Below are 26,607 nucleotides of genomic sequence, written 5' to 3'. Positions count from 1 at the left end.
TTACAGTATAAAGGTTTTATTTCAAATGGCTCACACAACGGAATGGTGGCTCAATCTAAAACGGAATGATGGCTCAATTATATCGGACAGGTGGATCAATTTAGTGCGGATTATTCAATCATCATTTGTTTATAATCTTTTTTACATTATAATTGATAATAAAGACCTAATCAAACGATTTAATAAGTGTGACGTTTATTTAATAAAAAAATTTACTATGCGTATTCACAATTGCTTAGGTAGGCAATTATTCTAGCTTTATAGTTCGGTATTTGTATTAAGTGGTTTTTTATAGGGAATTTTATTAATTTTACTTAAGATGATTATAGAATACATTGATATTTGAATAGGAGCGAGGGATAAATCGGTTTTATTCTTAGGTGTGAAAATTTAGATTATTTAGGAGGTTATATGAACTACTTCAAAGAACAGTTTTCGCTAAAAGCGACGAATGGTAAAATTGTTGATTTGGAATTATTGAAATCTCAGAAGTTTATCCTTTATTTTTATCCCAAAGATCTTACATCAGCTTGTTCACTCGAAGCAATTGAGTTTGCGCAGTTATATGACGAGTTTAGAATGTTGGGATATCATATTTATGGTATTAGTAAGGATTCGCTGACTTCTCATGAAAAATTTAAGGATAAAAATACCTTACCATTTACACTGATCAGTGATCCTGATAAGTTGTTAATTCAGTGGTTTAGTGTATTAAAAGATAAAAAATTATATGGAAAAATTGTAAAAGGCATTGAGAGATCCACGTTTATTTATAAAGAAGATTTACTCTTGATTAATGAGTTTAGAAATGTTAAAGCACCTGGGCATGCAAAAAAAATTCTAGATTTTTTACAAGGGATTGAAATCAAATAGGAGTTCGCAGTAATGAATCTTTTGTCATATTTGAAATTCACCTAAATCCTTGACACGTGCTATCTCAAATAATATAATGAACATGTTAAGTTAACTGAATAGGAATAAAGGTGCTTAGTTAAAAGCTAAGAGGGAAAGAGGTTAAAATCCTCTGCAGCCCCCGCTACTGTAAGTAGGGATGAAATTCGCATTGCCACCAATTTTGGGAAGGCGCGATGAGTAAGTTGATCTACAAGCCAGGAAACCTGCCTTTGTTTTGAATGTTTTATCGGCTTCGGTGGGAGGCAGGGTGATTTATACAATGATTCATTGTATTCAACACACGTTTCCGACGTGTGTTTTTTATTTAGATGGATAAAATTTGACTGAGTTCAAAGGTCTAAAAGTTAATGGTTAAACTTTAGAATTATAAGTCATAATTTAAAGATGGACGTCAGATTTTAAAGTTTGAAGTCGGAAATTAAAATTTGGAGTCGGATTTTTGGTTTGAAATCGGAATTTTTGAATGGATATTTAGAATTTTGATAGTGAGTAAGATTCTTTCATATATGCGAGGGATTATGTCAAAAAAAATTATGTTTCAAGGAACGGGCTCTTCTGTTGGTAAAAGTATCACAGTAGCTGCTGTTTGTAGAATTTTAAATAATAGAGGCTTTTCGGTTGCGCCATTCAAATCTCAGAACATGTCGTTAAATTCTTTTATTACCGATGATGGTAAAGAGATGGGAAGAGCTCAAGTTGTTCAAGCTGAAGCCGCACGAATTAAGCCATTAGTTGAAATGAATCCGATTTTATTAAAACCTACAAATGAAATGGGTAGTCAGGTAATCCTTAATGGTGAAATCTTTCAAAATATGGAATCAAGCCAATATTTTTCGTCAAAAGAATACTTAATTCCACATATCCAGAAGGCGTTTAATACCTTGTCGTCTCAGTATGAAGTCATTGTGATTGAAGGCGCTGGTTCCCCTGCTGAAATCAATTTGAGAAGTCGTGATATTGTCAATATGGGATTGGCTGAAATCATTGATACAGACGTTATATTGATTGGAGATGTCGATAAAGGCGGGGTATTTGCATCACTTTATGGGACATTTATGTTGTTCTCAGAAGCTGAAAGAAAGAGAGTCAAAGGCTTTATTATTAATAAGTTTCGTGGACATGTCGATTTATTAATGCCCGGTGTTGAAATGCTTGAAAAATTAATTGATCGCCCGTGTTTAGGTGTGCTTCCCTTTATTTCAAATTTAAAAATTGATGATGAGGATAGTGTTTCAGAACGCTTAAATTATCAATCGGATAAGCAAATCAAAATTGGTGTAGTTAAATTGCCTTATATGTCAAATTTTACTGATTTTGTACCGTTTGATTTGGAAAGTGATGTAAGTTTAGAATATGTGATGACACCTGATCAATTGAAAAATTGTGATGCCGTGATTCTCCCTGGAACTAAAAATACAATGAACGATTTGAAATTTTTGATCACATCTGGATTCAGTCAAGCAATTTATAATGCGCATCGACATAATGTGCCTGTTATTGGCATATGTGGCGGCTATCAGATGTTAGGCAAATCAATTGAGGATATTTATCATGTAGAGTCTTCGGAACAAAAAATGAATGGATTAGGACTCTTAGATGTAAGCACAAAGATGGCACTCACCAAAACAACACGACAGGCGTCTGGAGTGACGATGAATCCGTTTTTAGACATAGAGATGAAACAAATGGAACTAAAAGGCTATGAAATTCATATGGGAGAAACAGAGTATTTGAATCATCAAGTTCAGCCATTTATGAAAACGGATTGTTCTGAATTCGATGGTGCGATTTCAAGTGATGGACTTGTTCTTGGAACATATTTTCATGGTATTTTTGAAAATGATGATTTTCGAACCTTATTATTAAATGCGTTAAGAAAGAAAAAAGGTATCGAAGAATGTAATAACGGACTCGACTACGAGGTGTTTAAAGACCAAGAATATAATCGATTGGCACAAACTGTCGAAGAGCATTTGAATTGTGAATTACTACTTAAAATATTAAACGAATCAAGAGAGTGAATCCGTGGATAATTTTGAAAACATGCTTATTTATAGTTTTATCAATATTGCAATTGCATTATTGTTAGACGCATTGCTAGGTGATCCTCCTAATTGGCCGCATCCAATTAGGTTCATAGGATGGATGATTGCTAAAATCGAAAAAATCGTTCGAAGATATGTGAAAAATCTTTATCTCGGAGGATTCATATTAATGATTGGAACCTTGACTTCTGTCGCTCTTCCAATATTTTTGATGAAAGCAATCATTCATCCGACTTTTTTTAGATTCATAGAAATATATTTGTTATATACCTGTGTCGCTGCACGCTGTTTATCAATTGAAGGCATTAAAGTAAGACAAAGTTTACAAGCAGGTAAAATTGAAGTTGCTAGGAAGCAGTTATCCTATTTGGTCGGTAGAGATACGGAGCAATTAGAAGAAAATGAAATCACTCGAGGTGTAATAGAAACAATTGCAGAAAATACCATTGATGGCGTTTTAGCACCTCTTTTTTACATGATTATCGGTGGTATTTTTGGATATGCTTCACTTTTTGCGATGTTTTATAAATCAATCAATACATTAGATTCAATGGTAGGATATGTTCAAGAGCCGTATAAGGAAATTGGATTCTTTTCAGCTAAAACCGATGATGTATTTAATTGGATTCCCGCACGTATCGGTTCTTATATTATTTTGATCTCAGGATTCCTATGTGGCAATGACTTCGTTCGAGGATTTAATGTGTATCATAGAGACAAATATCATCACAAAAGCCCTAATTCTGGACACCCTGAATCAGCCGTTGCTGGACTTTTAGGAATTCAGTTAGGTGGAACAAATAGTTATTTTGGATCCATTGTAGTAAAACCAACTATTGGCGATTCTATACATGTTATGAACGCAAAACATATCACCCAAACGATTCGAATTATGTTTGTTTCAGAAGTTGTGTTGTTTTGCATAAGTATGTCAATCTTATTTTTAGCCTTTAGCTTTTAACCTTTTGCTTTTAGCATGGTTAATAGTTAGATGGATTCATTTAATTAATACAATTGAATCGTAGTCGTTCATAAGACTTAATGATTTTATAAGATGTAATGGCTATATAAGATGTAACAACTATATAAAGTGTAACAACTAGGTAGATGACACAAAGGATATCAGTGAGGCGTAATGTGAATTTTCATGGTGGGCAATATAAAAAAAATGGAATAAATGATTTTAGTGTAAATATCCCTCAAATACCGTTTGATTCTTCGTATCAAGCATTGTTGACTCAAACAATTTGCAAACTATACGATTATCCGGAAATTGATGGAGAAACTGCAAGAGATGCTGTTTCTAATTATCTTAATTGGCCAAGTGAAAATATTGTACTAGGGAATGGCGCAACAGATTTAATTTATTTGATTGCCCGTGCGTATCGGTTTAAACGAGCAATGATCATGGAACCGACGTTTACAGAATATAGACGTGCTTTAATGCAATCAGGATCTGAGATGATTTCGTATCATTTGAATCGACATGGATTAAATGAGAGTCTGCAAGAGACGCATGCTGAGGATTTTGGATTCTTTGAAGCGGATCCAAAAGATGTTGCTCGAACGATTAATCAGTATGAGTGTGATGCTCTATATGTATGTAATCCCAACAATCCTACAGGTACATTTTTCAACAGTGATTTTTTTGAAGAGATACTGAAAAATGTTAACACAGCGTCATTCACGCTTGTTATAGATGAGTCCTTTATAGAGTTTACAAATCAGGAAGTTCATCACGAGAGTATGAATCGATTGATGAAGCGTTATAATGTTTTGGTTATACGATCGATGACGAAGACGTTTAGCGTTCCAGGATTGAGAATTGGCTATGTATTTGGCGATAAAAATGCAGTCGACCCAATAGCTAAACTGAGAGATCCTTGGGCAGTCAACCGATTTGCACTTGAAAGCATCCCGTATTTTTTAAATAATAAAATGCATTTGAAAAAATTACAAGCGTGGTGCGAAAAGGAAAAATACTACTTAATGAACCAGTTGAGTGGTTTAAAGGATATCACAGTTTATCAAGCTACAGCAAATTTTATCTTAATTCATTTGTCGAATAAGCAACCTACAAAATGGCATGAAGCGCTTATTCAAAAAGGCTTTTACTTAAGAACCTGTCTAGATTTTATAGGGCTGGATGAGTCGTATTTTAGGATTGCTGTAAAAGATAGAGTTTCCAGTAAACAATTAATAGAGGCAATTATAAGCCTTGAAACAGAACAATTTTAGCGATAGTTCATTCTTGCGAAATGCTATCAATCATGTATGAACAAAATTAAAGATGGAGGAACTTATGAAAACTAAAAAAATAGGGATTTTGTTATTGGTGATGATGCTTATGATGACATCTTTACCATTGACATTTGCTACAACGATTCGATTTAATAATAAGGCAACTCAAGCGTTGACTGAAACAAAGTACGATCGTACTTATATCGCGACTTCGTCGTTGAAAGAATATGGTCTTAAGACTAAAATTTCAGGTGATAGCATCACGATTTCAAACAGTGATGTGAAATTTGTCATGAAAAAGAACTCAAATGAAATCAAAGTAAATGATATTGTGGTGACATTAGATGCAACTCCTTATTTTAAAGGAACTGAAACTTATGTACCAATGAAATTTATATTTGAGACGTTAAACTATAAAGTTGGATTTGATTCAGCAAAAAAACAAATAACGACAACTAAAAATACGGATATCAAATTTCCGATTAAAATAACAGATAGTGGCAATACGTATACATTTACTAAGCCTTCAAAAAAAATCGTTTCATTGGCACCATCAATAACAGAAATTTTATTCGCTATTGGCGCAGGTGACTTGGTTGTAGGTAGAACGAAATACTGTACGTATCCAGCTGAAACAAGCAAAGTTAAATCAATCGGGACATTGTATGAACCAGATTTAGAAGCTATTTTAGATTTAGAGCCAGATACAGTAATCGCTGCAACACATATGAATGAAGATGTCATGAAAACGCTTGAAAAGGCAAAAATCGAAACGCTTACTCAAACATCACCAGCAAAAATCAAAGAAATCTATACTCTTATTGAACAATTAGGTTTGTTAACTGATAAAATGTATGAATCACGTGCGGTTGTTTCTTCTTTAAAAAGCAAAGAAGAGCGAATTACAAATATTGCAAAAACAATTCCTACTGCAAGCAAAAAGAGAGTGTATTATGTAGTTGGAACTGGTAAAAGTGAGTACACAGCAGGAAATCAAACTTTTATTAATGAAATTTTAGTGGATGCAGGTTGTATCAATGTTGCATCAGATGTGAATGGTTGGAGCTATACACTTGAAAAATTGATTGAAAAAAATCCAGAATATTTAATTGGCGGCGATTATAGTTTTAACGATATGAAAGCAAGTTCAAATTATTCGAGCCTTTCTGCTCTAAAAAATGGTAAAATGATAGAAGTAGATACAAGTGTTTTCTCAATCCCGGGACCAAGAACGATTGACTATAGCATGAAGAGTATTATTGAAAAATTATATCCTGAATATGCGAAACAATTGAGATTTTAGGAGAGTAGATGGATTACGCAAGTAAAAGAAAATACAACTTCATAAAAATAATCATACTCGTTAGTGTATTGATTTTATTTGCTATGTATGCTGTGACACAGGGGTCTGTAAAGATCCCTGTTTCTAACGTTTTAAAAATAATTTTTTCTTCAGATTCTGCAGATGAAATTAAGGCGTCGCATGTATTCATAGTCAATAATGTTCGATTACCGCGAATTATCGTCGCTGTTTTAGTTGGTGGATTGTTATCCATTATTGGCGCTGCGTTTCAAGCAATTTTCAAAAATCCGATGGCGGATCCGTATGTAATGGGGGTTTCCGCTGGAGCCTCATTTGGAGCTACTTTAGGGATTATTTTTGGAATCGGAGTCAATCTTCTGGGCATGGGAATGATTTCTGTGATGGCTTTTGCAGGTGCAATGGTGACGATGCTAATAGTTTATAGTTTAGCACGTGTAGGGGGTAAAGTTTCAACAACCGGTATTTTATTGGCTGGAATTGTCATGAATGCCTTACTGTCATCCATCGTATCTTTTATCATGATTATGCATCACGATGAAATCGATAAAGTCATTATTTGGACAATGGGAAGTTTTAATGCCGCTTCTTGGGAACATGTCAAATTGATTGTCATCCCAACCATTATTGGCGTGGGGTATCTAATGAGTTTGTCAAGAGAGCTCAATACGTTGATGCTGAGTGAAGATGATGCTAAAAATATTGGCGTAAATGTCGAAAAAATCAAAAAGACGGTATTAGTTGTTTCTTCTTTCTTAGCGGCATTTTCAGTATCTGTGAGTGGTATTATTGGATTTGTAGGTTTAATTGTTCCACACTTTTTTAGAATGATTTTTGGTTCAGATCATCGCATCTTATTACCAGTTTCATTTATTGGCGGTGGATTATTTATGTTGGCCTGTGACACTTTGGCACGAAGCATCATACCTAATATGGAAATCCCAGTAGGGATTATAACCTCAATAATTGGTGGACCATTCTTCTTAATATTGCTTCAAAAGTATAAGAAGCGCTTAAATGGATAGGAGTGAAATGATGATACAGGTTGAACATTTGGATTTTAAATATGGTCAAGAACCTATTTTAAAGCAATTGGAATTTAAAGTGAAGAAGGGAAGTTTTGTCAGTATTATTGGACCGAATGGATCTGGGAAAACGACACTGTTGAAAAATCTCTGTAAAATATTAAAACCAGATTCTGGTGTGATTGAAGTGGATCATACAAAATTAGATCATTATAAATCAAAACATCTCGCAAAAAAAATGGCTGTTGTTCACCAAGGTGCTATGAGTGAGTTTGATTTTAATGTTGGAGAAGTTGTCCTCATGGGTCGATATCCATATCTCAATAAATTTCAATCAGAATCTGCAGAGGACTACCAAATAGCCAATCATGCCATGGAGCAAACTGAGACCTATCATTTGAGAGAAAAAAGTCTACATGGTATTAGCGGTGGCGAAAGACAACGTGTGATGATTGCCAGAGCTTTAACTCAGCAACCAGACATCTTATTGTTAGATGAACCGATTTCTCATCTTGATATTAAATATCAAGTTGAAATTATGAAATTATGCAAACAACTCAATCAAGAAAAAGACATTACTGTCCTTACAACGTTACATGATATTAATTTGGCAAGCCGATTTTCGGATGTGATTATCATGATGAAAGATGGTAAAATATTTACGTCGGGAACACCAGAACAGGTGATTACAATAGAGAATATCAAGGCAGTGTATGATATTGATGTTGAGGTAAGCAATCTACCTCATCCAATGATAATTCCTGTTATTTAAGGGGGACAAATGGGAAAGATTCACTTAATCGTTGGCGGAGCTAGAAGTGGAAAATCCACTTACGCTGAAAAGTGTGCTGTAGAGTCAAATCAAACTGTTACATATATTGCAACTGCACTTGTGACAGATCAAAACATGCAGCGTCGAATTGAAAAACATAGAGAAAGTCGACCTTCACACTGGCCAACCATTGAACAGTATGAGCACTTTGACGATTTAGTTCATCATGAGGCATTTCGGACTTCACAAGTCTTTTTATTGGATTGCTTGACTATCATGATGAGCAATTTAATGTTTGATCAAGAGGTGGATTATGATCAAATATCGCCAGATGCTCTTGAACAAGTTGAAATGCGTATTTGGAATGAAGTTGAAACATTGCTTCACGTGATGCGATCAAACGACAAAGAGCTTATTATCGTGTCAAATGAGGTTGGCATGGGACTTGTACCTTCGTACCTTTTAGGCAATTATTTTAGAGATATTTCTGGTAGAATCAATCAAAAAGTCGCAAATTTTGCAGACGAAGTCACTTTTGTCATAGTGGGTCAGCCTTTAAAATTAAAGGGAGGCCAAGTATGATTCGTGCTTTTTTACTGATGATTTCTTTTTTCACGCGAATTCCAATCGGAAGACACATTGAGTATTCTGATGACTTATATAAACGTAGCCTCGTAACGTTTCCCCTTGTTGGGTTGGTTATTGGGGCTTTTTTGGCTTTACCAGCATTGGTTTTAGATTTGCAGTCCTCTATGCGAGCTCTTTTAATGATATTTATATATATATTTATTTCAGGAGGCATTCATTTAGACGGATTGGCTGATAGTTGTGATGGATTATTTAGCAATCGAAACAAAGATCGCGTTTTAGAAATTATGAAAGATTCACACATCGGAAGCTTTGGTGTAATCGGTTTGATACTGTATTTCTTAGTGTTTTATACTTGCGCAGGCGAGTTAACTTGGCAGTGGTTGCTGCTGATGCCGTTGGTAGGAAAAATTGCAGGCTACTTCACTGCAGGTTTTAGTCGTTATGCCCGTGTTGATCATGGAATGGGCTATTTGTTTATCGAGAATATTAAGCCGATTCATGCAATTTTCATATGTATAGTAGGTGCAGCGATCGTCTTTGGTTTACTTGGAGTAACAGGTCTGTTAGCATACGCAGTTTCAATTGTCGCAAGTATTGGTCTAAATGTTGCTATTTATAGAGTTATCGAGGGTCAAACAGGGGATACAATCGGTTTTACAGTTGAGTTTTGTCAGATGATTTTTTTGATGAGTGCCGTGATTCTTATTTAACATGTAGGTAAAGTTGTAATATGATGAAAATGTAATGCTGTATTAGAGTTGAAAGTGAAAAGTCATATTAGATCTGAAAATAAATAGTTGTTCATAAGATAAATGTGTATAGTTTTTTATAAGGAGTTTTAAATGGGAATTGTGATAGCTGGTGTTTCAAGTGGTTCGGGTAAAACGACATTAACAATTGGACTAATGCGTTCGCTCAAAGATCGAGGCCTTAAGGTGGGGGCATTTAAAGCAGGTCCAGACTATATTGATCCGATGTTTCATCGGATGGCAATTGATGACTGTTCTTATAATTTGCCGTCATGGATGATTGAAGACTCTACGCTGCGGTATCTGTATCAAAAAAGATCAGAAGATAAGGATATCAGCATTGTTGAAGGCGTTATGGGCTATTTTGATGGTCATAGTGCGGATAGCATATTGGGAAGTACGGCTCACCTTGCAAATGCTATAAATGAAGGCGTGCTGCTAATTATGGATGCGAGTAGCATGGCGTTAACATCCGCAGCGATCATAAATGGCCTTGTCACTTTTCATCAACCTACGGCAATAAAAGGGGTTATTTTTAATAAAATTCGCTCGAAAATGCACTATGATTTACTGAAATCATGCGTTGAAACACATACACCTGTAAAATGCTTTGGCTATTTAATGCCAGCAGATGAGATACAATTAGAAAGTCGACATTTAGGACTTGTTCAGGCCAGTGAAGATCAAGCGATTGAATCCAAAATAGTCAAGATGAAAGAATTGGTTGAGGCAACAGTTCAGGTAGATGAGATTTTGGCAAAATTTTCAAATCGTCCATTTGATGTAAGTGAGAGCATTTGCATCGAGTCAGAACGAGTTGGGGAAAATAGCGAAGAATTATACCGTAATGAAAAAATCAAACAGACACTGAACAATTGTAAAGACTTGATAGAACAATCTGGCGGACTCAGACTTGGCATTGCAAAAGATCAGGCATTTTCATTTTATTATGATGAAAATCTGGAAACACTTCGCGAATTAGGTGTCGAGCTGATTCCATTTTCGCCACTAAAAGATTCTAAAGTACCGGAGGAGTGTGATGCGCTCTATTTAGGCGGTGGTTATCCAGAGGTCTTTTCAAAAGAACTCGAAGCAAATAGTCTGGTCATTCAATCGATTCAATCTTTTGCGAAACAAGGGAAACCTATTTATGCAGAATGTGGTGGATTGATGTATTTGACTGATAAAATTGTGGATTTGTCAGGGAATCAATGCTTCATGACGGGAATTTTAGGGGGCATTTCAACCATGACAGAAAAACTTCAAAGGTTTGGTCATGTGGAAGCGACCATTGATCCATATACGTTACTAAATCGGAATAACGATTCAGGAGTACATGAAAAAGAAACATCAATAACCTATCGTGGTCATGAGTTTCACCATTCACTCGTTTTGGAGTGTCCTCAACAAACGCTTTTAACTGTGAATAAGAATCAGAAGAGTTGGAAATGTGGATATGTGAAAAATCGGGTTTTTGCTACGTATGTTCACTTTCATTTTTATAGTGAGCTAAAAATGTTAGAGGCGCTTATTCAGTTTTTTTTAAGCAAATAGTGTTAAAATAGTAATTGAGACGCGTTTTAGAAACATCCACACATAAAGTGAGTTTTAATAATAATGAGTGGATTTTTATAATACAGAGTGATTTTTTAAATACAGAGTGATTTTTATAGTATTGAATGAGTTTTTATAAGGATGGGATCATGATCTATTTAATATTAGCAATTTTTTGTAGTGCGTCGATTGCGCTGTTGTTTAAGTATGCGGCGATTAAATCTCTGGATCAAAAGGTTTTGACGATTTCAAATTATGTAATAGCGTCACTTATCGCGGTTTATTTTATTGCGGAGCAGCAACTTTTTACGAAAGTCGATCTCAATGATTGGAATTTTATCAAGTCATTGCTTATAGGAATGGGGACGGGAATCTTTTTTTTACTGAGTTTTATCTTTTATCAGATGAGTATTAAGCAAAATGGTGCGAGCTTATCAGGGATGTTTGCAAAATTGGGAATATTAATTCCCATGCTTGTTTCCATTTTTGTTTGGCAAGAATATCCTTCTTATGTACAGTCCATTGGAATTTTCATTGCACTAGGTGCTATTGTCGTGGCAAATTCATCTGGAACAAGTCGAGGTCATGAACTTCACTCAAATGTGAAACATGGATCTAAAATTTTACTCCTGATGCTTTTATTTGTCACGGGTGGTATTGGTGATTTTTTAAATAAAGTCTTTCAAATGACAACAGACTTGTCGTATAAACCCATTTTCTTGTTATGTGTTTTTTTGACAGCCTTAATTTTAAGCATCGGAATGAATGGTTTAAGAAAAGAGCCAGCCTTGAAAAGACGTGCTTCGTGGATTGTCGGGATTTTAGTCGGAATTCCTAATTTATTTGCTTCGTATTTTTTAATCGATGCTTTGGAATCACTACCGGCTTCTATTGTGTTTCCAGTTTTTAGTGCGGGAACTATATTGATGATTACTGTTTTGAGTGTGCTATTTTATAAAGAAAAATTGCTAAAAAAAGACATGACAGCGATTCTGTTAACTGCAGTGAGTTTAGTTTTTATGAATTTATAGATGAGAAAGGATAATGAGTGTAGCTCGACTACTTGTTCATTAGATAGGGTGATGCGATGAAAATGTCCAATTTATATATGCCGACATTAAGAGAGAATCCAAATGATGCAGATATTGCAAGTGCACAGTTATTGCTGAGAGCAGGCATGATACGCAAGCTGGTTTCAGGTGTGTATGCCTTTTTACCGATGGGTTTCAGAGTCCTAAAAAAAATCGAGGGTATCGTCAGAGACGAGATGGATGCACATGGTTCTCAAGAAGTCTTGATGAGTGCGATTCAACCACGAGAAATATGGGAAGCAAGCCATCGCTTGGAAAATTTTGGACCTGAAATGTTTAAATTAAAAGATCGAAATCAACGCGAATTTTGTCTTGGGCCTACACACGAAGAATATTTCACCTATATGATTCAAAACGAGCTTAAGTCCTATAAGCAATTGCCACTTAATCTCTATCAAATTCAAACGAAATATCGAGATGAAAGGCGTCCAAGATTTGGGCTAGTCAGAGCGAGAGAGTTTATTATGAAAGATGCCTATACATTTGATTGTGACATGAATGGTCTAAATCGTTCATATGAAACAATGGCGCATGCCTACAATCGCGCATTTGATAAGATGGCACTTCATTATAAAGTCGTACAAGGTGATTCGGGAAACATGGGCGGAAATATCTCTCATGAGTATATCGCAATTACACCAACAGGTGAAAGTCTAATTGCGTATTGTCATCATTGTGATTATGCTGCTACGGAAGAAGTTGCCGCTTCACGTTATCAAATTTTACCGAAAGAAGAATCCATTTTATCTGAAAAACGCATTTACACCCCAGATATCAAGACGATTGATGACTTAAAGGAGTTTTTGAACTGTGATGGTGATCGCTTTATCAAGACGTTGTTGCTAAAAAAAGAAGATCAATCTAGAGTGATAGCAGCATGTATCCCAGGACATAGAAGTCTCAATTTGACTAAACTTGCGAAAGTTATAGGTGAAAATGAAGACGATTTATTGATGTTAGAGATTGATGAAATCAAGAATTTAGCTGGATCGGTACATGGGTTTGCAGGTCCTATTGGACTGAGTTCGAATGTGGAACTGATTGCAGACCGAAGAATATTTGAAATTGCCAATCCTATTTGTGGTGCAAATGAACAGGACTATCATATTGAAAATGTGCAGCTTAACCAAGAGAATTTCATCATTTCAGATGATTTATTGAGTGTCGAAGCGGGTGATTTCTGCCCGTCGTGTGGACATGCACTTTTACTTGATCACGGTACTGAAGTGGGGAATATATTTCAGCTGGGAGATAAGTATTCAAAAGCGCTCAATGCGACATTTTTAGACTGCGATGGAAAAGCAAAACATTTTATGATGGGTTCTTATGGAATCGGAATTTCAAGATGTGTGTCTGCTATTGTGGATCAATATCAGGATGAACATGGTATTAAATGGCCACTGTCGGTTGCGCCTTATCAAGTGCTTATTACGATTGTCAATGTAAAAAATGAGCAACAATATGAAGCGGGATTTGAAATTTACAATACGCTGATCAATCAAGGCGTTGAAGTTCTTATTGACGATCGAGATGAACGTGCTGGTGTGAAGTTTGCAGATGCAGATCTAATTGGGATTCCATTTAGAATTACGGTGGGTAAACGTATCAGTGAAGATGTGGTAGAAGTGTCCAAAAGAAGCGATCTCATTAAGCGTGATATGACAAAGAATGAAATGTATAAATGGCTGAGGGAAAACGGGTCATGTTAGTGATAGAAAGCGCTGTGAATTTTTTAAGTATGGGTCGTATATGTATGAATCATATAGGTATGGGTCATATAGAAAAAGGTTTTATAGGCGAGGGTTTATATGAAGAAAATAGATAAAATACTCATTGGAATCATTTTAGTCATCGGCCTATTGGGTTTTGTTTACCAAAAATGGATTCAAAATGATGCTGCCGATAAAGTTGTGATGATCCGATATGAGGGAAAAGTTGTGGCTTCATTTGAATTAACCGATGAAACAGAAGAATCTTACACGTTTGAAGAAAATGGTAATACTAATATCGTGAAAATTCACGCTGGTAAAGTCAGTATAGTTGAATCAAACTGTAAAGATCAAATCTGCGTTAAAACGGGTGAAATTTCTCGCGTAGGTGAAACCATCGTTTGTTTACCACATCAATTTTCCATCGAAATTTATTCAAATGGAACGAATCCTGATAGCAATACAAATTCAACGTCTGAGCTAGACGATATAGCAAATTAGAGGTTTATAATGAATCAAAATCAAAAGACTAAATATATGATATATATTGCGGTTTTAGTGGCTCAGGGGCTTGTGTTGTCGTTTATAGAATCACTACTACCGGTACCCTTTATTGCGCCAGGCGCTAAGTTGGGACTTGCCAATATTGTCACAGTAACCGCCATCTACATTTTGCCTTTTTCAGGAGCGCTTTCAGTTGTGATCTTAAAAGTTTTGCTTATGGCCGTGACCTTTGGGTCACTGTCGAGCTTGCTTTATAGTTTAGCTGGGGGGCTGTTAAGTTTGATGATGATGATAATGACAAAAAAACTGTTTAAACTAGATGTCAGCATCATAGGTGTGAGTATTGTTGGCGCAGTGTTTCACAATGTCGGACAATTAGTCATCGCTTCACTCATCATAGAAAATCAACTGATATTTAGTTATTTGCCAATACTTCTTATCGCAGCTATACCAACTGGTTTTTTTGTGGGTGCGGTTTCAAAAATATTAATAAGCTATTTGAGTCGTGTAAAATGACTCAAATAGCTTTTTTGTTAAAGGGTATTTGGAAAATCGATATACGTTAAAATGAATTCGACGATTTTTTCGAGTTCAATACGATCTACTTCTTTAAATCGGTCGATTTCAGGGCTATCAATATCAAGTACGCCGAGTAAAACACCCTCTTTTATAATGGGAACAACAATTTCGCTGTTTGAAAACAAATCACAAGCGATATGCCCTGGATACTGATGAACATCAGGAACAAGAATACTCTTCCTTGCTTTTGCGCTATCGCCACAAACGCCATTACCAATGGTAATACGTGTAACTGCAGGTCTTCCCCAAAAAGGTCCTAATACGAGCTCATTACCTTGTTTTAAATAGAACCCAGCCCAGTTGAGCTGTGGCATTAAAAAACCAAGTGTAGCTGCTGTATTGGCTGCGTTAGCGATCCAATTGGTTTCATTTTCAAATAATTTTTCAAGTTCTTTTCGAATGTAAGGATAGAGTACTTCAGGAGCAGTACTGGGTGCTGGATACATACAAGCCATAATTACCTCCTAATATTTTCTTTAGTATAGCGTATTTGTTCAATCACAACAACGAAATTATTGTAAAAAAAATATAACATTTCGAACGGCGAAAAATATATTTCGTCTTTCGAAATATATGCTATAATATTTTAGGGTGATAAAAATGAGAGCAGCGTTATCGGTCTACATAGACTTTTTTAAAAATATCTCGAAGAATGTGAAACTCTATTTTGGGATTATATTTTTCGCAACGATTGTCAGTTCAGCTTACAATATGCTTTTCGGAATCTACTTAAAAAACTTAGGATTCGACGAAGCTTTTGTTGGAAGTATTTTATCTATCAATACGTTAGGTGTTGCGATTGGAGCAGTTCCGGTGGCGCTATTGGCGGATCGATTGAATCGGAAGCATACGCTGATTTTGGGGCTTTTTATCATGGCGATGACAAATTTAATCGTGCTAAATGTTCACATCCCTATTGTCATGCAAATTTTCTCATTTATATTCGGGATTGGGAATTCGACGATAATGATTTTACAAGCGCCGATCATTTATGATAGTACGCCGGATGAACATCGCGTAACGGCTTTTAGCATGGCCTTTGTCCTACAAAATGCAGCGTTTGTTATTGGAAGTTTTATTTTAGGTCATGTTTCGCAGTGGCTTACAGCACAGTCCACGATGGTATTTGCCAATCAAGTGGTTTTAAATTTTGCAACATCTCTCCTTTTTATAGGTGTCATCATTGCACTTGCTTTTGAAGATGAAAAAACACCTCGGGATATAAATAATTTAAACGGCGAGGAGTCGCCTTCAATTAAAGATAATTTTTCTCAGTTGTTGAAAGGATATAAAAGGTTATTAAGCGGAAAAATTGCCTACTACTTGATCCAGGTATCGCTCATAGGATTCGGAGCGGGGATGATAGTTCCTTTCTTTAGCATGTATTTAAAGTATAGCCTTCAAACGAGCGATGGCGTAGTAGGAACCATCATGTCGATTAGTCAATTTGGAACGGTTCTTGGAGGACTCATTGTTCCGCCTTTAGCCAAAAAACTTGGTAGAGTGAATACGGTCATGCTATGTCAGCTTCTTTCAATTCCATTTTTAATATCGATTTCATTTCCACAAGGAATTATTATTATTACGATATCATTTTTCTTTAGATCTTCTCTTATGAATATGGCAGGACCTGTTATTAGCAGTCTTGCAATGGAGATTGTTGAGGACAGAGATCGTACGTATATGAGTAGTTTTGTCTCTTTGATGAATCATTTATTTAGAGCGTTGGGTATTTTTGTGGGGGGGATTTTGATGTCGACCTTTACCTATAATACCCCTTACTACTTTACGATTGTCTGTTATCTCATTGGTACGTATGTACTTTATAGAATTTTTCGTCAGGTGGATCAAAAAACGACATAGACATCCCTTCGGCGCTTACAGTGAATTTAGCTGTAGGCGCTTTTTTTATGCTTTTTATGGAGAAAATGAAGCGGAGAAAATGATAAAAAAAAGAAGCCATTTACTCTACGAGAGAAAATTTGGGCTTCTAATTGATTAAATAATGGATTAAATGGTAGATTGAGTGATGAATTGCGTGTTCAATTGGAATTGTAATGAATTCAACTTTATTTGTTCGGCCGGATTATAGAAGTTCGATAATTTGAATTTTAACAATGCCATTAGGTGAGTTTGCTTCTACTGTAGTTCCTGCTTTTTTACCCATTAATGCGCTACCAATAGGGGATTCATTCGAGATTTTATTGTGAAGTGGATCCGATTCAATCTTAGTAACGATTTGAATTTCTTCATCTTCATTGAAATCTAGATATTTAATTTTAACTTTTGAACCAATCGTGATGCTGTTTTTGTCTTTTGGTTCTTCTACAAGCTCATAGCTCTCAAGAATTTCTTTTAATTTTAATATGTCAGTTTCATTATGAGACTGAGCTTCTCTTGCTGCATGGTATTCAGCGTTTTCTGATAAATCGCCAAATCCTCTAGCACGCTTAATCTCTTCAGAAATTTGATGTCTTTTTTCAATGAGTTCATCATACTCTTGTTGTAATTTAGCAAGTGCTGATTCCGTTAATAAAGTTTTCTTCATTCCAGACAACTCCTTATGTGATATGGATATGTAACATATAATATAGTACCAAATTAAGTGGTGTTTGTAAATAATTAATCGTGTGACTGCCAGAATTGTTTAAAATATCGTACAACTTTTCTTTTAATTTATCACGGGACTGCTATAATGGTAAGTGTGCATAACAAATGAATATGAGGTGACTGAATGCAGAATTTGTTAAATGACTTAGTGGAAGAATTCAGACCCTACTCAAAACAGGGGAAAGTAGCAAGCTATATACCAGAACTCGGAAAAGCAAATCCGGAGCAATTAGGTATTGCCATTATAGATTGTGATGGGAATATTTATCAAGCTGGCGATGCGTCACAAAGCTTTACCATACAAAGTATATCCAAACCCATGGTGCTATTATTGGCGCTACTCGACAATGGTGAAGAGGTTGTCTTTAGCAAAGTCGGAAAGGAACCTACGGGAGATCCTTTTAATTCAATTGTTCGTTTAGAAACATACGATGAACACAAACCTTTAAATCCGATGATCAATGCTGGCGCTATTTCGGTCACTTCGTTGATTAAAGGAAATACAGGCGCCGAAAAAATCAGTCGAATTCTTGATTTTTTTAAGAAAATAACACATAATGATTCGATTTGTGTCAATGAATCTGTTTATTTATCAGAATCAAAAACGGGACACAGAAACCGCGCTATGGCATATTTTTTGAAAGATGTCGGAAATATTACTGAAGATGTCGAATCGGTATTAGATGTTTATTTTCAGCAATGTTCAATTGAAGTGAATACATTGGATTTGGCGTATATGGGAGCGTTACTTGCTAAAAACGGCGTCGATATTTTAACAGGCGAAAGAATATTTCCGGAGAGATATGCGCATATAGTCAAGTCGTATATGGCAACTTGCGGTATGTACGATGGTTCGGGGGAATTTGCCATAAATGTAGGCATGCCTGCTAAAAGCGGTGTAGGCGGAGGCGTTTTATGTACGGTTCTAGACCGCATGGGGATTGGTGTTTTTGGTCCTGCGCTTGATAAAAAAGGAAATAGTTGTGCAGGTGTCAAATTACTAGAAAAGTTGTCTTCTGAGTTGAAACTTTGTATCTATTAGGTCGAATGACGTATTCATCCGTTAAGCCTATAATGAGGATTTTAAATGCAGTTTAAAAAATTGAAAACAAATTCAAAGTGGATTGCGTTTTTTGTTGCAATGATCATAACAGTAATCGCATATGTTTTTATACAATCGATAAGTAATCAGTTGGAAATTGATGAAAATCGCACAGCGAGTCGAGAACTTCTTGAATTTTTACCCAATTCTTTAGAAGGGTACGGTGGTGAAAATGGCTATTTTCATCAAATTGAAAAAATTGAAAAGACGTTGGACAAAGGGAGTCAAACATGGTCTTTAACTGGTACAGTGAAAGATCGTTCTTCCGTTCAATCGCTGAAGGATGATCAGTTTAGAATTGATTTAACTGTAACGAGTAAAGAAATCATTCAGACTGTAAAAGGAGATCTTCTGAATGAAACGGATTATCAGGAGATGATTTTACTTCAATTACCACTTAAGGTAGGACATAAATGGTCAAAATCCTGTAAAAGTGAGTTGGGAAATTGGGCAAAGATAACGGGTGAGATTCTATCAATTAGCGAAGATGGTTCAAAAATTACCGTGAGTTATAGTTCGAATAATGGCAGCTACGAAGAAAGAACTCTACAAAAGGGTCTTGGTGTCACGGATTATATCGCAAAGGTAAATTTTAAAAGCGCTGAATCATGGACGGGATATCATAGCGAAACAGCAGCAAGTGAACGCTCAGAGGATTCGTCTAGCCAAGAATTGCCAACGACTGAAGTGAAAATTTCAACGGAAGCTTATGAATTGATTTTGCAATTTAATCAGAGATGGGAAACATTTATACAAGCGGATTCAACGGATGAAACCTCTCTTAATCAATTGACAGAACTTGTCAAAATTGAGTCGCCAGCTGCACAAAAAATTCAATCTGTAGATCGCAATGTCTCTACAGATTATCATTTTGTTCGATTTTATCCTTATGAAGTAGATGTTTCAGATACTGTAACGCATATTTATGTCGTTGAAATTCTTGAAACCATGTCTGGGAAAACAATTTATAATAAAGTACTTTATACGTTATACTCATTAACGGATAACATGATTATTTATGATTTTGAAGTGCAATCGAACCAGTGATTGCACTTTATTTTTTTAGGATTGGCACTTTCCCGGTATAAGAGACTTTATTTTTACCGGTTTCTTTAGCGTGGTAAAGACCCTTATCAGCTGCTTCTAAGAGCTCTGAGAAAGTTCTACCATCGTAAGGGTAGGTTGCAATTCCCATGGAAATGGTGAATTTTGGATTTGACTTTTGTACGACTTCAAGTCTCAAACGGTCGCAAATTTCCATTGCTGCAGGCGCATTGACGTGAGGCATTACCAAGATAAATTCATCACCACCAAATCGACCCAACATATCTGTTTTACGGTTATTCGACATAAACGCGTAGGCTAAAAATTTTATACATTCATCGCCAATAGCATGGCCTCTTGTGTCGTTTATCGTCTTGAAAAAATCAATATCGAACATGCAGATAGAGAATATTTTGACGCTTGTATCATTGATTAATCCATTGATTTCATTTGTGATGCCATTGCGGTTATAAGCCTTTGATAAAGGATCTTTCTGAGACTTTTCTCGAATGTATTCCACTTTATCTGCCATAACAGCGGTTCTTTTTTTAGCTTCAAACTCAACGGTTCGTTCAAAACGCTCTTCTAAATCATTCAGTCGAGCGAGGATATTCGCATGTGTTTGATTAAAATGATTGACGTGAAGGGCAATTTCAGCCATTTGGTAAATAATCCATATCAAAAGCCCAATGTACAAATAAAATCCTGAATTTCCAATCCCGACCGCTAGAGCGCCAATATAACCGATAAATGAAATTTCCATAATTTCCTTATGCTGCTTAGAATGGCTTTCGTTGTAATCATAAAGTCTGAAAACGATTGAAAACGTCGCACTTAAGATCAAAGTGACGTTGATGATGAGTAAAGGCATTCGTATATGGGATGAAAACATAAAAATGACAGCTAAGGCAATAAGGGTATTGAGTAATGAAAAATAGGGACTGGTCAATTTTTTTTGGAAAAGACGATCCACTATAAATAGAATAAAGGTAAGTCCAAGAGCTAATTTAAAAACAGTAAAGCTCGTATTGTAAAGAGAAATATTCTGAGTTCCAATGAGTGCGAAAAAAGGTATGAGTCCGGAAGATGCGCTTAGCGTATTGTTTTTCTTGATAAATTGCTGAAAAAAGACGTTCAACAGAAAGAGTGAACTGCTGATGAGTAACCAATCTATTTTATCCATATAACCTCCATAGAATTCAATGCATTTTTAATTATACCCCATTGTAAGAAAATGCTCAAAAGTTATTCGAAAAAAATAGGAGAGATTCAGAGATTTCTTTGGTATATTTTAACAGTAGTTTTTGACTAAATGCGTTGCATGTATTATAATTTAATAGAATTTGAGTAACTTTCCGAGTAACACTAAATCGGACTATCGGAGGCTATATGAAAAACATCGTGATTAGAGAATTATTTCTTAAACCAGAATTATATGTAGAAAAAGAGATTCAAGTATCTGGTTGGATCAGAACTTCAAGAAGTTCAAAGACATTTGGTTTTATTGAATTAAATGATGGCACTTACTTTAATAACTTACAAATTGTTTATGATGATACATTAAGTAATTTTGCTGATATTGAAAAATGTGCAATTTCTTCTGCGCTTGTTATAAGAGGAAAATTGATTCCAACACCTGAAGCGAAACAACCTTTTGAGCTTAAAGCAGATAGCATTGTTGTAGAAGGGTATTCCACTCAAGATTATCCATTACAAAAGAAAAGACATACAATGGAGTACCTTAGAACCATCGCGCATTTAAGACCGAGAAGCAATACTTTTTCAGCTGTCTTCAGAGTTCGATCGGCTGCATCTTATGCCATCCATAAGTTTTTCCAAGATAGAGGATTTGTGTATGTGCATACGCCAATTATTACTGGAAGTGACGCAGAAGGCGCAGGGCAAATGTTTAGAGTAACGACACTTGATCTGAATAATTTACCGATGAACGAAGAGGGTAAACTGGATACAGAACAAGATTTCTTCGGAAAAGAAACGAATTTAACTGTAAGTGGTCAGCTTGAAGGCGAAACATTTGCGATGGCATTTAGAAACATTTATACTTTTGGACCGACTTTTAGAGCAGAAAACTCGAACACCAAACGACATGCTGCTGAATTTTGGATGATCGAACCTGAAATCGCATTTGCAGATTTAGAGGATGATATGGAGTTGGCAGAGGATATGGTGAAATACATTATTTCTTATGTCCTTGAAACGTGTCCAGAAGAGATGAAGTTCTTTAATGAGAGAATTGATACAGGTCTATTAGAAAGATTGAATCACGTTCTCAACTCTGAATTTGGTAAAGTCACTTATACAGAAGCAATTGAAGCGCTCTTAAAATCAGGTGAAACGTTTGAATATCCAATCTATTGGGGCGCTGATTTACAAACTGAACATGAAAGATACTTGTCTGAAGTCATCTATAACTGTCCGGTATTTGTAACGAACTATCCAAAAGAAATTAAGTCGTTCTATATGAGAATGAATGAAGATCAAAAAACTGTTGCCGCAATGGATTTATTGGTACCAGGAGTTGGCGAGTTGATCGGAGGTTCACAAAGAGAAGAGCGTTACGAGCAATTAATTGAACGCGTCAAAGAACTTGGATTACACGAATCGGATTACTGGTGGTATTTGGAGCTAAGAAAATTTGGAACGGCAAAACATGCTGGTTTCGGGTTGGGATTTGAACGTATGATTATGTATTTAACAGGTATGTCGAATATTCGTGACGTTGTACCTTTCCCAAGAACAGTAAAAAACGCAGATTTCTAACATTGAGCTATTTTGATGAGGCATGTCCGATGAGGCGCCTGATCAAAATAGCTTTTTTTATGTTAATTACGATGTCGAAAGGGTAAATGTAATGTACTAAATGATTGTTTTACACGGCATGAGCATTTTACCACAGGAGGCATTATGAGAATACTGATTGTAGATGACAGTAAAATGAATCTGAAAATCGCAGAAGATGCGCTTAGAACGATGCCATATGAACTTGAAATTATCACGGCAATTGATGCAGAAGAAGCACTTGATATTATTGAAAATGAAGGCGTAGATCTGATTTTACTGGATATTATCATGCCAGGACTTTCGGGAGTCGATATGCTTCGAGAGCTGAAAGAAGAAAAACTACTCGATCAAATCAAAGTTATCATGATGACAACAGTGGATGATGTGCATATATTTAAAGAGTGCTTTGAACTCGGTGCACTTGATTATATTCATAAGCCTTTTAACGGAGTTGAGTTTTCAGCAAGGATACAATCCGCAATCCATATGATACAAGAACATAAGCAACTATTTGAAATGACAAAAATAACCGAAAAGAAAAATAGTGAACTATTAAAATTAAATCAAGAACTGAGTGAAACACAGAACTATCTTATTGAAAAAGGCAAGATTACCATTATTGGGCGATTGGTGGGAGGACTCATGAATGAGATTCAAGAACCACTCCAAGAGATGGAAGATGTTTTAGCGGATACGTTTAATGAAATATCTCATTTTGATAAAATGATGAGTATGAATGAAGTCATTGAAAAACAACAATTTTTGTTGCCAAAATTAGAATTCGCTAAGCAAATTAGTGAGAAAATAGGTAAAGTGATCGAAGAGTTAGAAAGAGAAGCAAATTCGTCAATTCGTTCAGGATATTCATATGTTAAAACTTCTGAAGCAGTCGAGCAAGCCATCATGCTTTTGACGCATGAACTTAAAACGATCCAGATCATTGAGAAGGATTATAAAGAAGAAGGGCTCATATATGCAAATCGAGGCGAGTTAATTGAGGCGATTATCTGCGTGATGTTGAATGCAATTGATGCATGTAAAGATAGAAAAGACAGCATGATTCGGCTAAAAACTTATGATTTTGAAGCACACACGTTCATTGTCATAGAGGATAATGGCGAAGGCTTAGCTCGTGTGCAGGATACAAAACTTTTTCAACCATTTTATACGACAAAATGGCGTCAAAATAATATTGGACTCGGTTTAAGTATTGTCTATGATATAATAGTGAATAGACATGGTGGCCACGTTGAACTCTCCACAGATTCTTTGATGACCCGTTGTGTCATTACACTAAAAAAATAGCAAGGAGGAAATGCATGAAATCATTGAAAGGAACACAAACAGCTGAAAATTTACTAAAAGCATTTGCAGGTGAATCACAAGCGAGAAATCGGTATACTTTTTATGCGTCTGTCGCGGATAAAGAGGGTTATAAGCAAATGCGAAATATTTTCTTAGAAACAGCAGAAAATGAAAAAGAACACGCAAAGCGCTTTTACAAGTTATTACTTGAAGGGTTGAAAGATGAGTTACCGACAGCAATTGATATTCATGCGATGTATCCTGTTGCTCAAGGAACGACACTCGAAAATTTGAAAGCCGCTGCAGATGGGGAAAATGAAGAGTGGAGTGAACTTTATCCTGAGTTTGCAAAGATAGCTGAAGAAGAAGGGTTCACTGAAGTAGCGGCTGCTTTTAAGTTTATTGCATCCGTAGAAAAACATCACGAAGCAAGATATCGAAAATTAGCTGACAATATTGAAAAAGATGAAGTGTTTAATAAAAATGAAAAAATCCAGTGGAAATGCAGCAATTGTGGATATGTTCATGAAGGGGATTCAGCACCAGAAAAATGCCCTGCATGCGTACATCCAAAGGGATATTTTGAAGCAAATGTTGAACGTTATTAACTCGATATAAACGGTAAAATCAAAAAAAGGAAAATGTTTGGACATTTTCCTTTTACTTATGTGGGGATTGTTTAATCTTCCTTGCTGTTTGGATCAGCAGGAATTGATTCTTTATACTTGTTATTTTTATTGTGGATGCGCTTTCTGTAGAGGTCTTCTAATTGCCCAAGTGTTTTCAGGATAATGACCATTACAAGAGATGCAAAGATAGCCATCAGATAAAATCCAGCGCCAATGACAATCCCGAGACATGCCACTGCCCATAAACCAGCTGCAGTCGTAAGACCACGGATATGATTGCCTTCTTTGATAATTGTACCAGCGCCCAAAAAGCCCATTCCGCTGATGACTTGAGCACCTAGGCGCATTGGATCAGAGGGCACATAGATACTTGCCATTGCAAGATTAACATCCATAACCATTGCGCTCGCAACACACACGAGAATATGTGTTCTAAGGCCGGCAGGGCGACGAGAAGCTTCTCTTTCAAGTCCGATTAAGCCGCCAATGAGAACGGCAACTAATATTTTGATAATACTTTGACCACTAAGTTCCATAGAATCACCTTCTAAAATTAATATGAAATCATTATACCCTTATTTCATCAAAAAATATACTCATGATCATCTCATGTGGAGGAATAATATGTTAAAGACTATGACAGTTATCTGGGCGGTACTTAATGTAGCGGTATACATCTTAATGATGCTGGATAAATGGTATGCAAAAACAGATAAATGGCGGATTTCTGAGTCCATGCTCATTGGACTTTCCATTATTGGTGGAAGTTTTGGCCTGGCAATGGGCATGATTTGTTTTAAGCATAAAATCAATAAATTGATCTTCAAATTGGTCGCTTGTTTAGGTATGACCGCATTTATTGCGTTTATCATCTATTTGGTGATGAATCAGTCATTGCAACTCGTCAATTTTTAAAAGAAAATCATGTGAATTTCTAAAAAATTAACAATTGTTAAAATATTTTTGAAAACATTTGTTTTACTCTTAAAATCAATCATGTAAAATAATAATGGTATGTACTTTTTTAAATAACTTAATAAAAGGGGAGCGCTAAATGAAGAAAATATTAGTTACGGGAGCTTGTGGCCAAATAGGCACAGAATTAACAGTCGCTTTAAGACAAAAGTACGGTGTTGAAAATGTTGTCGCTACAAGTATTCGTCCATGCAAAAACACTTGTGTTGAAGATGAGGGTATTTTTGAAATTCTTGATGTAAAAGACCACGATAGATTACTTGAACTGGTGAAAAAATATGAAATTGATACAATCATGAATTTAGCTGCTTTGCTTTCCGCAGTTGGCGAAGCAAATCCACAGTTACTTTGGGATGTGAATATGAATGGTCTGTACAACTGTCTAGAAGTGGCAAGAGAAACAGGCGCTATGGTATTTACACCAAGTTCAATTGCTGCGTTTGGACCTTCTACACCAGCGGATTTAACACCTCAAGATACTATCCAACGTCCAACGACAATTTACGGTGTTTCTAAAGTAGCGGGTGAATTACTTTGTGACTATTATTTTAAAAAGTATGGCGTTGATACAAGAGGGGTACGTTTCCCAGGCTTGATTTCATATGCTGCTTTACCAGGCGGTGGAACGACAGATTATGCTGTTCATATTTACTATGAGGCAATTAAAAATAAAAAATTTACATGTAACTTAGCGGCTGATACTTATATGGATATGATGTATATGCCAGATGCAATTGAATCAATTATTCAAATGTGTGAAGCAGATGGCTCTAAACTCATTCATAGAAACGCATTTAATATTACAGCGATGAGTTTCTGTCCAGAAGACATCAAAAACGAAATCAAAAAACACATTCCAGAATTTGAGATGGATTACGCAGTCGATCCAATCAAACAAGACATTGCAAACTCTTGGCCAAACTCACTGGATGATTCTTGTGCGAGAGCTGAATGGAATTGGAATCCAAAATTCAATTTAGAAACGATGACAAAAGATATGCTTGAAAAATTAAGCGTTAAATTAAACGTAAAATAGACGGTTAT

At 35.8% G+C, this 26,607-nt stretch carries 26 protein-coding genes and 1 riboswitch; of the genes, 22 read left to right on the top strand and 4 right to left on the bottom strand.

Annotated features, from left to right (window positions below):
- Positions 1–411: 411 nt before the first annotated feature.
- From ACZ41W_RS06230 to ACZ41W_RS06165, 14 genes are all read left to right on the top strand, one after another.
- Positions 412–873, top strand: a complete 462-nt coding sequence (locus ACZ41W_RS06230; protein WP_464314025.1) for a peroxiredoxin — start codon at positions 412–414, stop codon at positions 871–873.
- Between the two features lie 91 nt (positions 874–964).
- Positions 965–1,140, top strand: a riboswitch (cobalamin riboswitch).
- Positions 1,141–1,433: 293 nt separating this feature from the next.
- Positions 1,434–2,936: a cobyric acid synthase gene (locus ACZ41W_RS06225; protein WP_464314024.1), complete on the top strand. Its 1,503-nt coding sequence runs from the start codon at positions 1,434–1,436 to the stop codon at positions 2,934–2,936.
- 4 nt (positions 2,937–2,940) lie between these two features.
- Positions 2,941–3,921, top strand: coding sequence for an adenosylcobinamide-phosphate synthase CbiB (gene cbiB / locus ACZ41W_RS06220; RefSeq protein ID WP_464314023.1), 981 nt, complete (start codon positions 2,941–2,943; stop codon positions 3,919–3,921).
- Positions 3,922–4,097: 176 nt separating this feature from the next.
- The gene (locus ACZ41W_RS06215; protein WP_464314022.1) at positions 4,098–5,198 is read left to right on the top strand and encodes a pyridoxal phosphate-dependent aminotransferase; all 1,101 of its coding nucleotides are present in this window, start codon (positions 4,098–4,100) and stop codon (positions 5,196–5,198) included.
- Positions 5,199–5,262: 64 nt separating this feature from the next.
- Entirely contained in the window at positions 5,263–6,504 is a 1,242-nt protein-coding gene (locus ACZ41W_RS06210; protein WP_464314021.1) for a helical backbone metal receptor, read from the top strand.
- A gap of 8 nt (positions 6,505–6,512) precedes the next feature.
- Positions 6,513–7,547 (top strand): FecCD family ABC transporter permease, encoded by a 1,035-nt coding sequence (locus ACZ41W_RS06205; RefSeq protein ID WP_464314020.1) that lies wholly within the window; start codon positions 6,513–6,515, stop codon positions 7,545–7,547.
- Positions 7,548–7,557: 10 nt separating this feature from the next.
- On the top strand, positions 7,558–8,319 hold the full coding sequence (locus ACZ41W_RS06200) for an ABC transporter ATP-binding protein (RefSeq protein ID WP_464314019.1): 762 nt from the start codon (positions 7,558–7,560) through the stop codon (positions 8,317–8,319).
- 9 nt (positions 8,320–8,328) lie between these two features.
- The gene (cobU, locus tag ACZ41W_RS06195) at positions 8,329–8,901 is read left to right on the top strand and encodes a bifunctional adenosylcobinamide kinase/adenosylcobinamide-phosphate guanylyltransferase (protein WP_464314018.1); all 573 of its coding nucleotides are present in this window, start codon (positions 8,329–8,331) and stop codon (positions 8,899–8,901) included.
- Positions 8,898–9,620 carry an adenosylcobinamide-GDP ribazoletransferase gene (cobS, locus tag ACZ41W_RS06190; protein WP_464314017.1) on the top strand — a complete coding sequence of 241 codons (723 nt, stop codon included), beginning with the start codon at positions 8,898–8,900 and terminating at the stop codon, positions 9,618–9,620. The genes cobU and cobS overlap by 4 nt, the downstream gene beginning before the upstream one ends.
- Before the next feature lie 132 nt (positions 9,621–9,752).
- Positions 9,753–11,213: a cobyrinate a,c-diamide synthase gene (locus ACZ41W_RS06185; protein ID WP_464314016.1), complete on the top strand. Its 1,461-nt coding sequence runs from the start codon at positions 9,753–9,755 to the stop codon at positions 11,211–11,213.
- 149 nt (positions 11,214–11,362) lie between these two features.
- On the top strand, positions 11,363–12,244 hold the full coding sequence (locus ACZ41W_RS06180) for an SMR family transporter (RefSeq protein ID WP_464314015.1): 882 nt from the start codon (positions 11,363–11,365) through the stop codon (positions 12,242–12,244).
- A gap of 56 nt (positions 12,245–12,300) precedes the next feature.
- On the top strand, positions 12,301–14,013 hold the full coding sequence (locus tag ACZ41W_RS06175) for a proline--tRNA ligase (RefSeq protein ID WP_464314014.1): 1,713 nt from the start codon (positions 12,301–12,303) through the stop codon (positions 14,011–14,013).
- 99 nt (positions 14,014–14,112) lie between these two features.
- A complete protein-coding gene (locus ACZ41W_RS06170; RefSeq protein WP_464314013.1) occupies positions 14,113–14,514 on the top strand; it encodes a NusG domain II-containing protein in 402 nt (133 codons plus the stop codon).
- Between the two features lie 9 nt (positions 14,515–14,523).
- Entirely contained in the window at positions 14,524–15,033 is a 510-nt protein-coding gene (locus ACZ41W_RS06165; RefSeq protein ID WP_464314012.1) for a Gx transporter family protein, read from the top strand.
- Positions 15,034–15,050: 17 nt separating this feature from the next.
- Here ACZ41W_RS06165 and ACZ41W_RS06160 read toward each other — a convergent pair whose 3' ends face one another.
- Complete coding sequence (locus ACZ41W_RS06160; RefSeq protein ID WP_464314011.1) at positions 15,051–15,551, bottom strand: GAF domain-containing protein; 501 nt, start codon at positions 15,549–15,551, stop codon at positions 15,051–15,053.
- A 145-nt stretch (positions 15,552–15,696) separates the two neighbouring features.
- Here ACZ41W_RS06160 and ACZ41W_RS06155 point away from each other — a divergent pair, with 145 nt between their 5' ends.
- Entirely contained in the window at positions 15,697–16,959 is a 1,263-nt protein-coding gene (locus ACZ41W_RS06155; RefSeq protein WP_464314010.1) for an MFS transporter, read from the top strand.
- A gap of 223 nt (positions 16,960–17,182) precedes the next feature.
- Here the strand turns inward: ACZ41W_RS06155 and greA are convergent, their stop codons facing one another.
- Complete coding sequence (gene greA / locus ACZ41W_RS06150; RefSeq protein ID WP_464314009.1) at positions 17,183–17,644, bottom strand: transcription elongation factor GreA; 462 nt, start codon at positions 17,642–17,644, stop codon at positions 17,183–17,185.
- 186 nt (positions 17,645–17,830) lie between these two features.
- On the opposite strand from greA, the gene glsA reads away from it, so the two are divergent.
- Both glsA and ACZ41W_RS06140 read left to right on the top strand, forming a co-directional pair.
- Positions 17,831–18,748: a glutaminase A gene (gene glsA, locus ACZ41W_RS06145; protein ID WP_464314008.1), complete on the top strand. Its 918-nt coding sequence runs from the start codon at positions 17,831–17,833 to the stop codon at positions 18,746–18,748.
- A 45-nt stretch (positions 18,749–18,793) separates the two neighbouring features.
- Entirely contained in the window at positions 18,794–19,855 is a 1,062-nt protein-coding gene (locus tag ACZ41W_RS06140; protein ID WP_464314007.1) for a hypothetical protein, read from the top strand.
- A gap of 7 nt (positions 19,856–19,862) precedes the next feature.
- Here ACZ41W_RS06140 and ACZ41W_RS06135 read toward each other — a convergent pair whose 3' ends face one another.
- A complete protein-coding gene (locus tag ACZ41W_RS06135) occupies positions 19,863–21,035 on the bottom strand; it encodes a GGDEF domain-containing protein (RefSeq protein WP_464314006.1) in 1,173 nt (390 codons plus the stop codon).
- A gap of 206 nt (positions 21,036–21,241) precedes the next feature.
- Here ACZ41W_RS06135 and asnS point away from each other — a divergent pair, with 206 nt between their 5' ends.
- The 3 genes from asnS to rbr all read left to right on the top strand — a co-directional run bounded on the left by asnS (position 21,242) and on the right by rbr (position 24,567).
- A complete protein-coding gene (gene asnS / locus ACZ41W_RS06130; RefSeq protein WP_464314005.1) occupies positions 21,242–22,633 on the top strand; it encodes an asparagine--tRNA ligase in 1,392 nt (463 codons plus the stop codon).
- Positions 22,634–22,777: 144 nt separating this feature from the next.
- Complete coding sequence (locus tag ACZ41W_RS06125; RefSeq protein ID WP_464314004.1) at positions 22,778–23,959, top strand: response regulator; 1,182 nt, start codon at positions 22,778–22,780, stop codon at positions 23,957–23,959.
- 14 nt (positions 23,960–23,973) lie between these two features.
- On the top strand, positions 23,974–24,567 hold the full coding sequence (rbr, locus tag ACZ41W_RS06120) for a rubrerythrin (RefSeq protein WP_464314003.1): 594 nt from the start codon (positions 23,974–23,976) through the stop codon (positions 24,565–24,567).
- A gap of 71 nt (positions 24,568–24,638) precedes the next feature.
- Here rbr and ACZ41W_RS06115 read toward each other — a convergent pair whose 3' ends face one another.
- Positions 24,639–25,124, bottom strand: coding sequence for an MgtC/SapB family protein (locus ACZ41W_RS06115; protein ID WP_464314002.1), 486 nt, complete (start codon positions 25,122–25,124; stop codon positions 24,639–24,641).
- Between the two features lie 88 nt (positions 25,125–25,212).
- On the opposite strand from ACZ41W_RS06115, the gene ACZ41W_RS06110 reads away from it, so the two are divergent.
- A complete protein-coding gene (locus tag ACZ41W_RS06110; protein WP_464314001.1) occupies positions 25,213–25,503 on the top strand; it encodes a DUF1294 domain-containing protein in 291 nt (96 codons plus the stop codon).
- A gap of 139 nt (positions 25,504–25,642) precedes the next feature.
- Entirely contained in the window at positions 25,643–26,599 is a 957-nt protein-coding gene (locus ACZ41W_RS06105) for an L-threonine 3-dehydrogenase (protein ID WP_464314000.1), read from the top strand.
- Positions 26,600–26,607 lie beyond the last annotated feature (8 nt).

The organism is Fusibacter fontis (assembly GCF_055378735.1).
This window is presented reverse-complemented; position numbering and strand designations above follow the sequence as displayed.

Coding starts and splice junctions, on each gene's coding strand:
- ACZ41W_RS06135 (WP_464314006.1), bottom strand. CDS start 21,035: ATGGATAAAATAGATTGGTTACTCATCAGCAGTTCACTCTTTCTGTTG.
- ACZ41W_RS06170 (WP_464314013.1), top strand. CDS start 14,113: ATGAAGAAAATAGATAAAATACTCATTGGAATCATTTTAGTCATCGGC.
- rbr (WP_464314003.1), top strand. CDS start 23,974: ATGAAATCATTGAAAGGAACACAAACAGCTGAAAATTTACTAAAAGCA.
- ACZ41W_RS06140 (WP_464314007.1), top strand. CDS start 18,794: ATGCAGTTTAAAAAATTGAAAACAAATTCAAAGTGGATTGCGTTTTTT.
- cobS (WP_464314017.1), top strand. CDS start 8,898: ATGATTCGTGCTTTTTTACTGATGATTTCTTTTTTCACGCGAATTCCA.
- ACZ41W_RS06180 (WP_464314015.1), top strand. CDS start 11,363: ATGATCTATTTAATATTAGCAATTTTTTGTAGTGCGTCGATTGCGCTG.
- ACZ41W_RS06230 (WP_464314025.1), top strand. CDS start 412: ATGAACTACTTCAAAGAACAGTTTTCGCTAAAAGCGACGAATGGTAAA.
- ACZ41W_RS06185 (WP_464314016.1), top strand. CDS start 9,753: ATGGGAATTGTGATAGCTGGTGTTTCAAGTGGTTCGGGTAAAACGACA.
- ACZ41W_RS06125 (WP_464314004.1), top strand. CDS start 22,778: ATGAGAATACTGATTGTAGATGACAGTAAAATGAATCTGAAAATCGCA.
- ACZ41W_RS06200 (WP_464314019.1), top strand. CDS start 7,558: ATGATACAGGTTGAACATTTGGATTTTAAATATGGTCAAGAACCTATT.
- ACZ41W_RS06155 (WP_464314010.1), top strand. CDS start 15,697: ATGAGAGCAGCGTTATCGGTCTACATAGACTTTTTTAAAAATATCTCG.
- ACZ41W_RS06225 (WP_464314024.1), top strand. CDS start 1,434: ATGTCAAAAAAAATTATGTTTCAAGGAACGGGCTCTTCTGTTGGTAAA.
- ACZ41W_RS06210 (WP_464314021.1), top strand. CDS start 5,263: ATGAAAACTAAAAAAATAGGGATTTTGTTATTGGTGATGATGCTTATG.
- ACZ41W_RS06165 (WP_464314012.1), top strand. CDS start 14,524: ATGAATCAAAATCAAAAGACTAAATATATGATATATATTGCGGTTTTA.
- greA (WP_464314009.1), bottom strand. CDS start 17,644: ATGAAGAAAACTTTATTAACGGAATCAGCACTTGCTAAATTACAACAA.
- ACZ41W_RS06175 (WP_464314014.1), top strand. CDS start 12,301: ATGAAAATGTCCAATTTATATATGCCGACATTAAGAGAGAATCCAAAT.
- ACZ41W_RS06110 (WP_464314001.1), top strand. CDS start 25,213: ATGTTAAAGACTATGACAGTTATCTGGGCGGTACTTAATGTAGCGGTA.
- ACZ41W_RS06205 (WP_464314020.1), top strand. CDS start 6,513: ATGGATTACGCAAGTAAAAGAAAATACAACTTCATAAAAATAATCATA.
- cobU (WP_464314018.1), top strand. CDS start 8,329: ATGGGAAAGATTCACTTAATCGTTGGCGGAGCTAGAAGTGGAAAATCC.
- asnS (WP_464314005.1), top strand. CDS start 21,242: ATGAAAAACATCGTGATTAGAGAATTATTTCTTAAACCAGAATTATAT.
- ACZ41W_RS06115 (WP_464314002.1), bottom strand. CDS start 25,124: ATGGAACTTAGTGGTCAAAGTATTATCAAAATATTAGTTGCCGTTCTC.
- ACZ41W_RS06105 (WP_464314000.1), top strand. CDS start 25,643: ATGAAGAAAATATTAGTTACGGGAGCTTGTGGCCAAATAGGCACAGAA.
- ACZ41W_RS06160 (WP_464314011.1), bottom strand. CDS start 15,551: ATGGCTTGTATGTATCCAGCACCCAGTACTGCTCCTGAAGTACTCTAT.
- glsA (WP_464314008.1), top strand. CDS start 17,831: ATGCAGAATTTGTTAAATGACTTAGTGGAAGAATTCAGACCCTACTCA.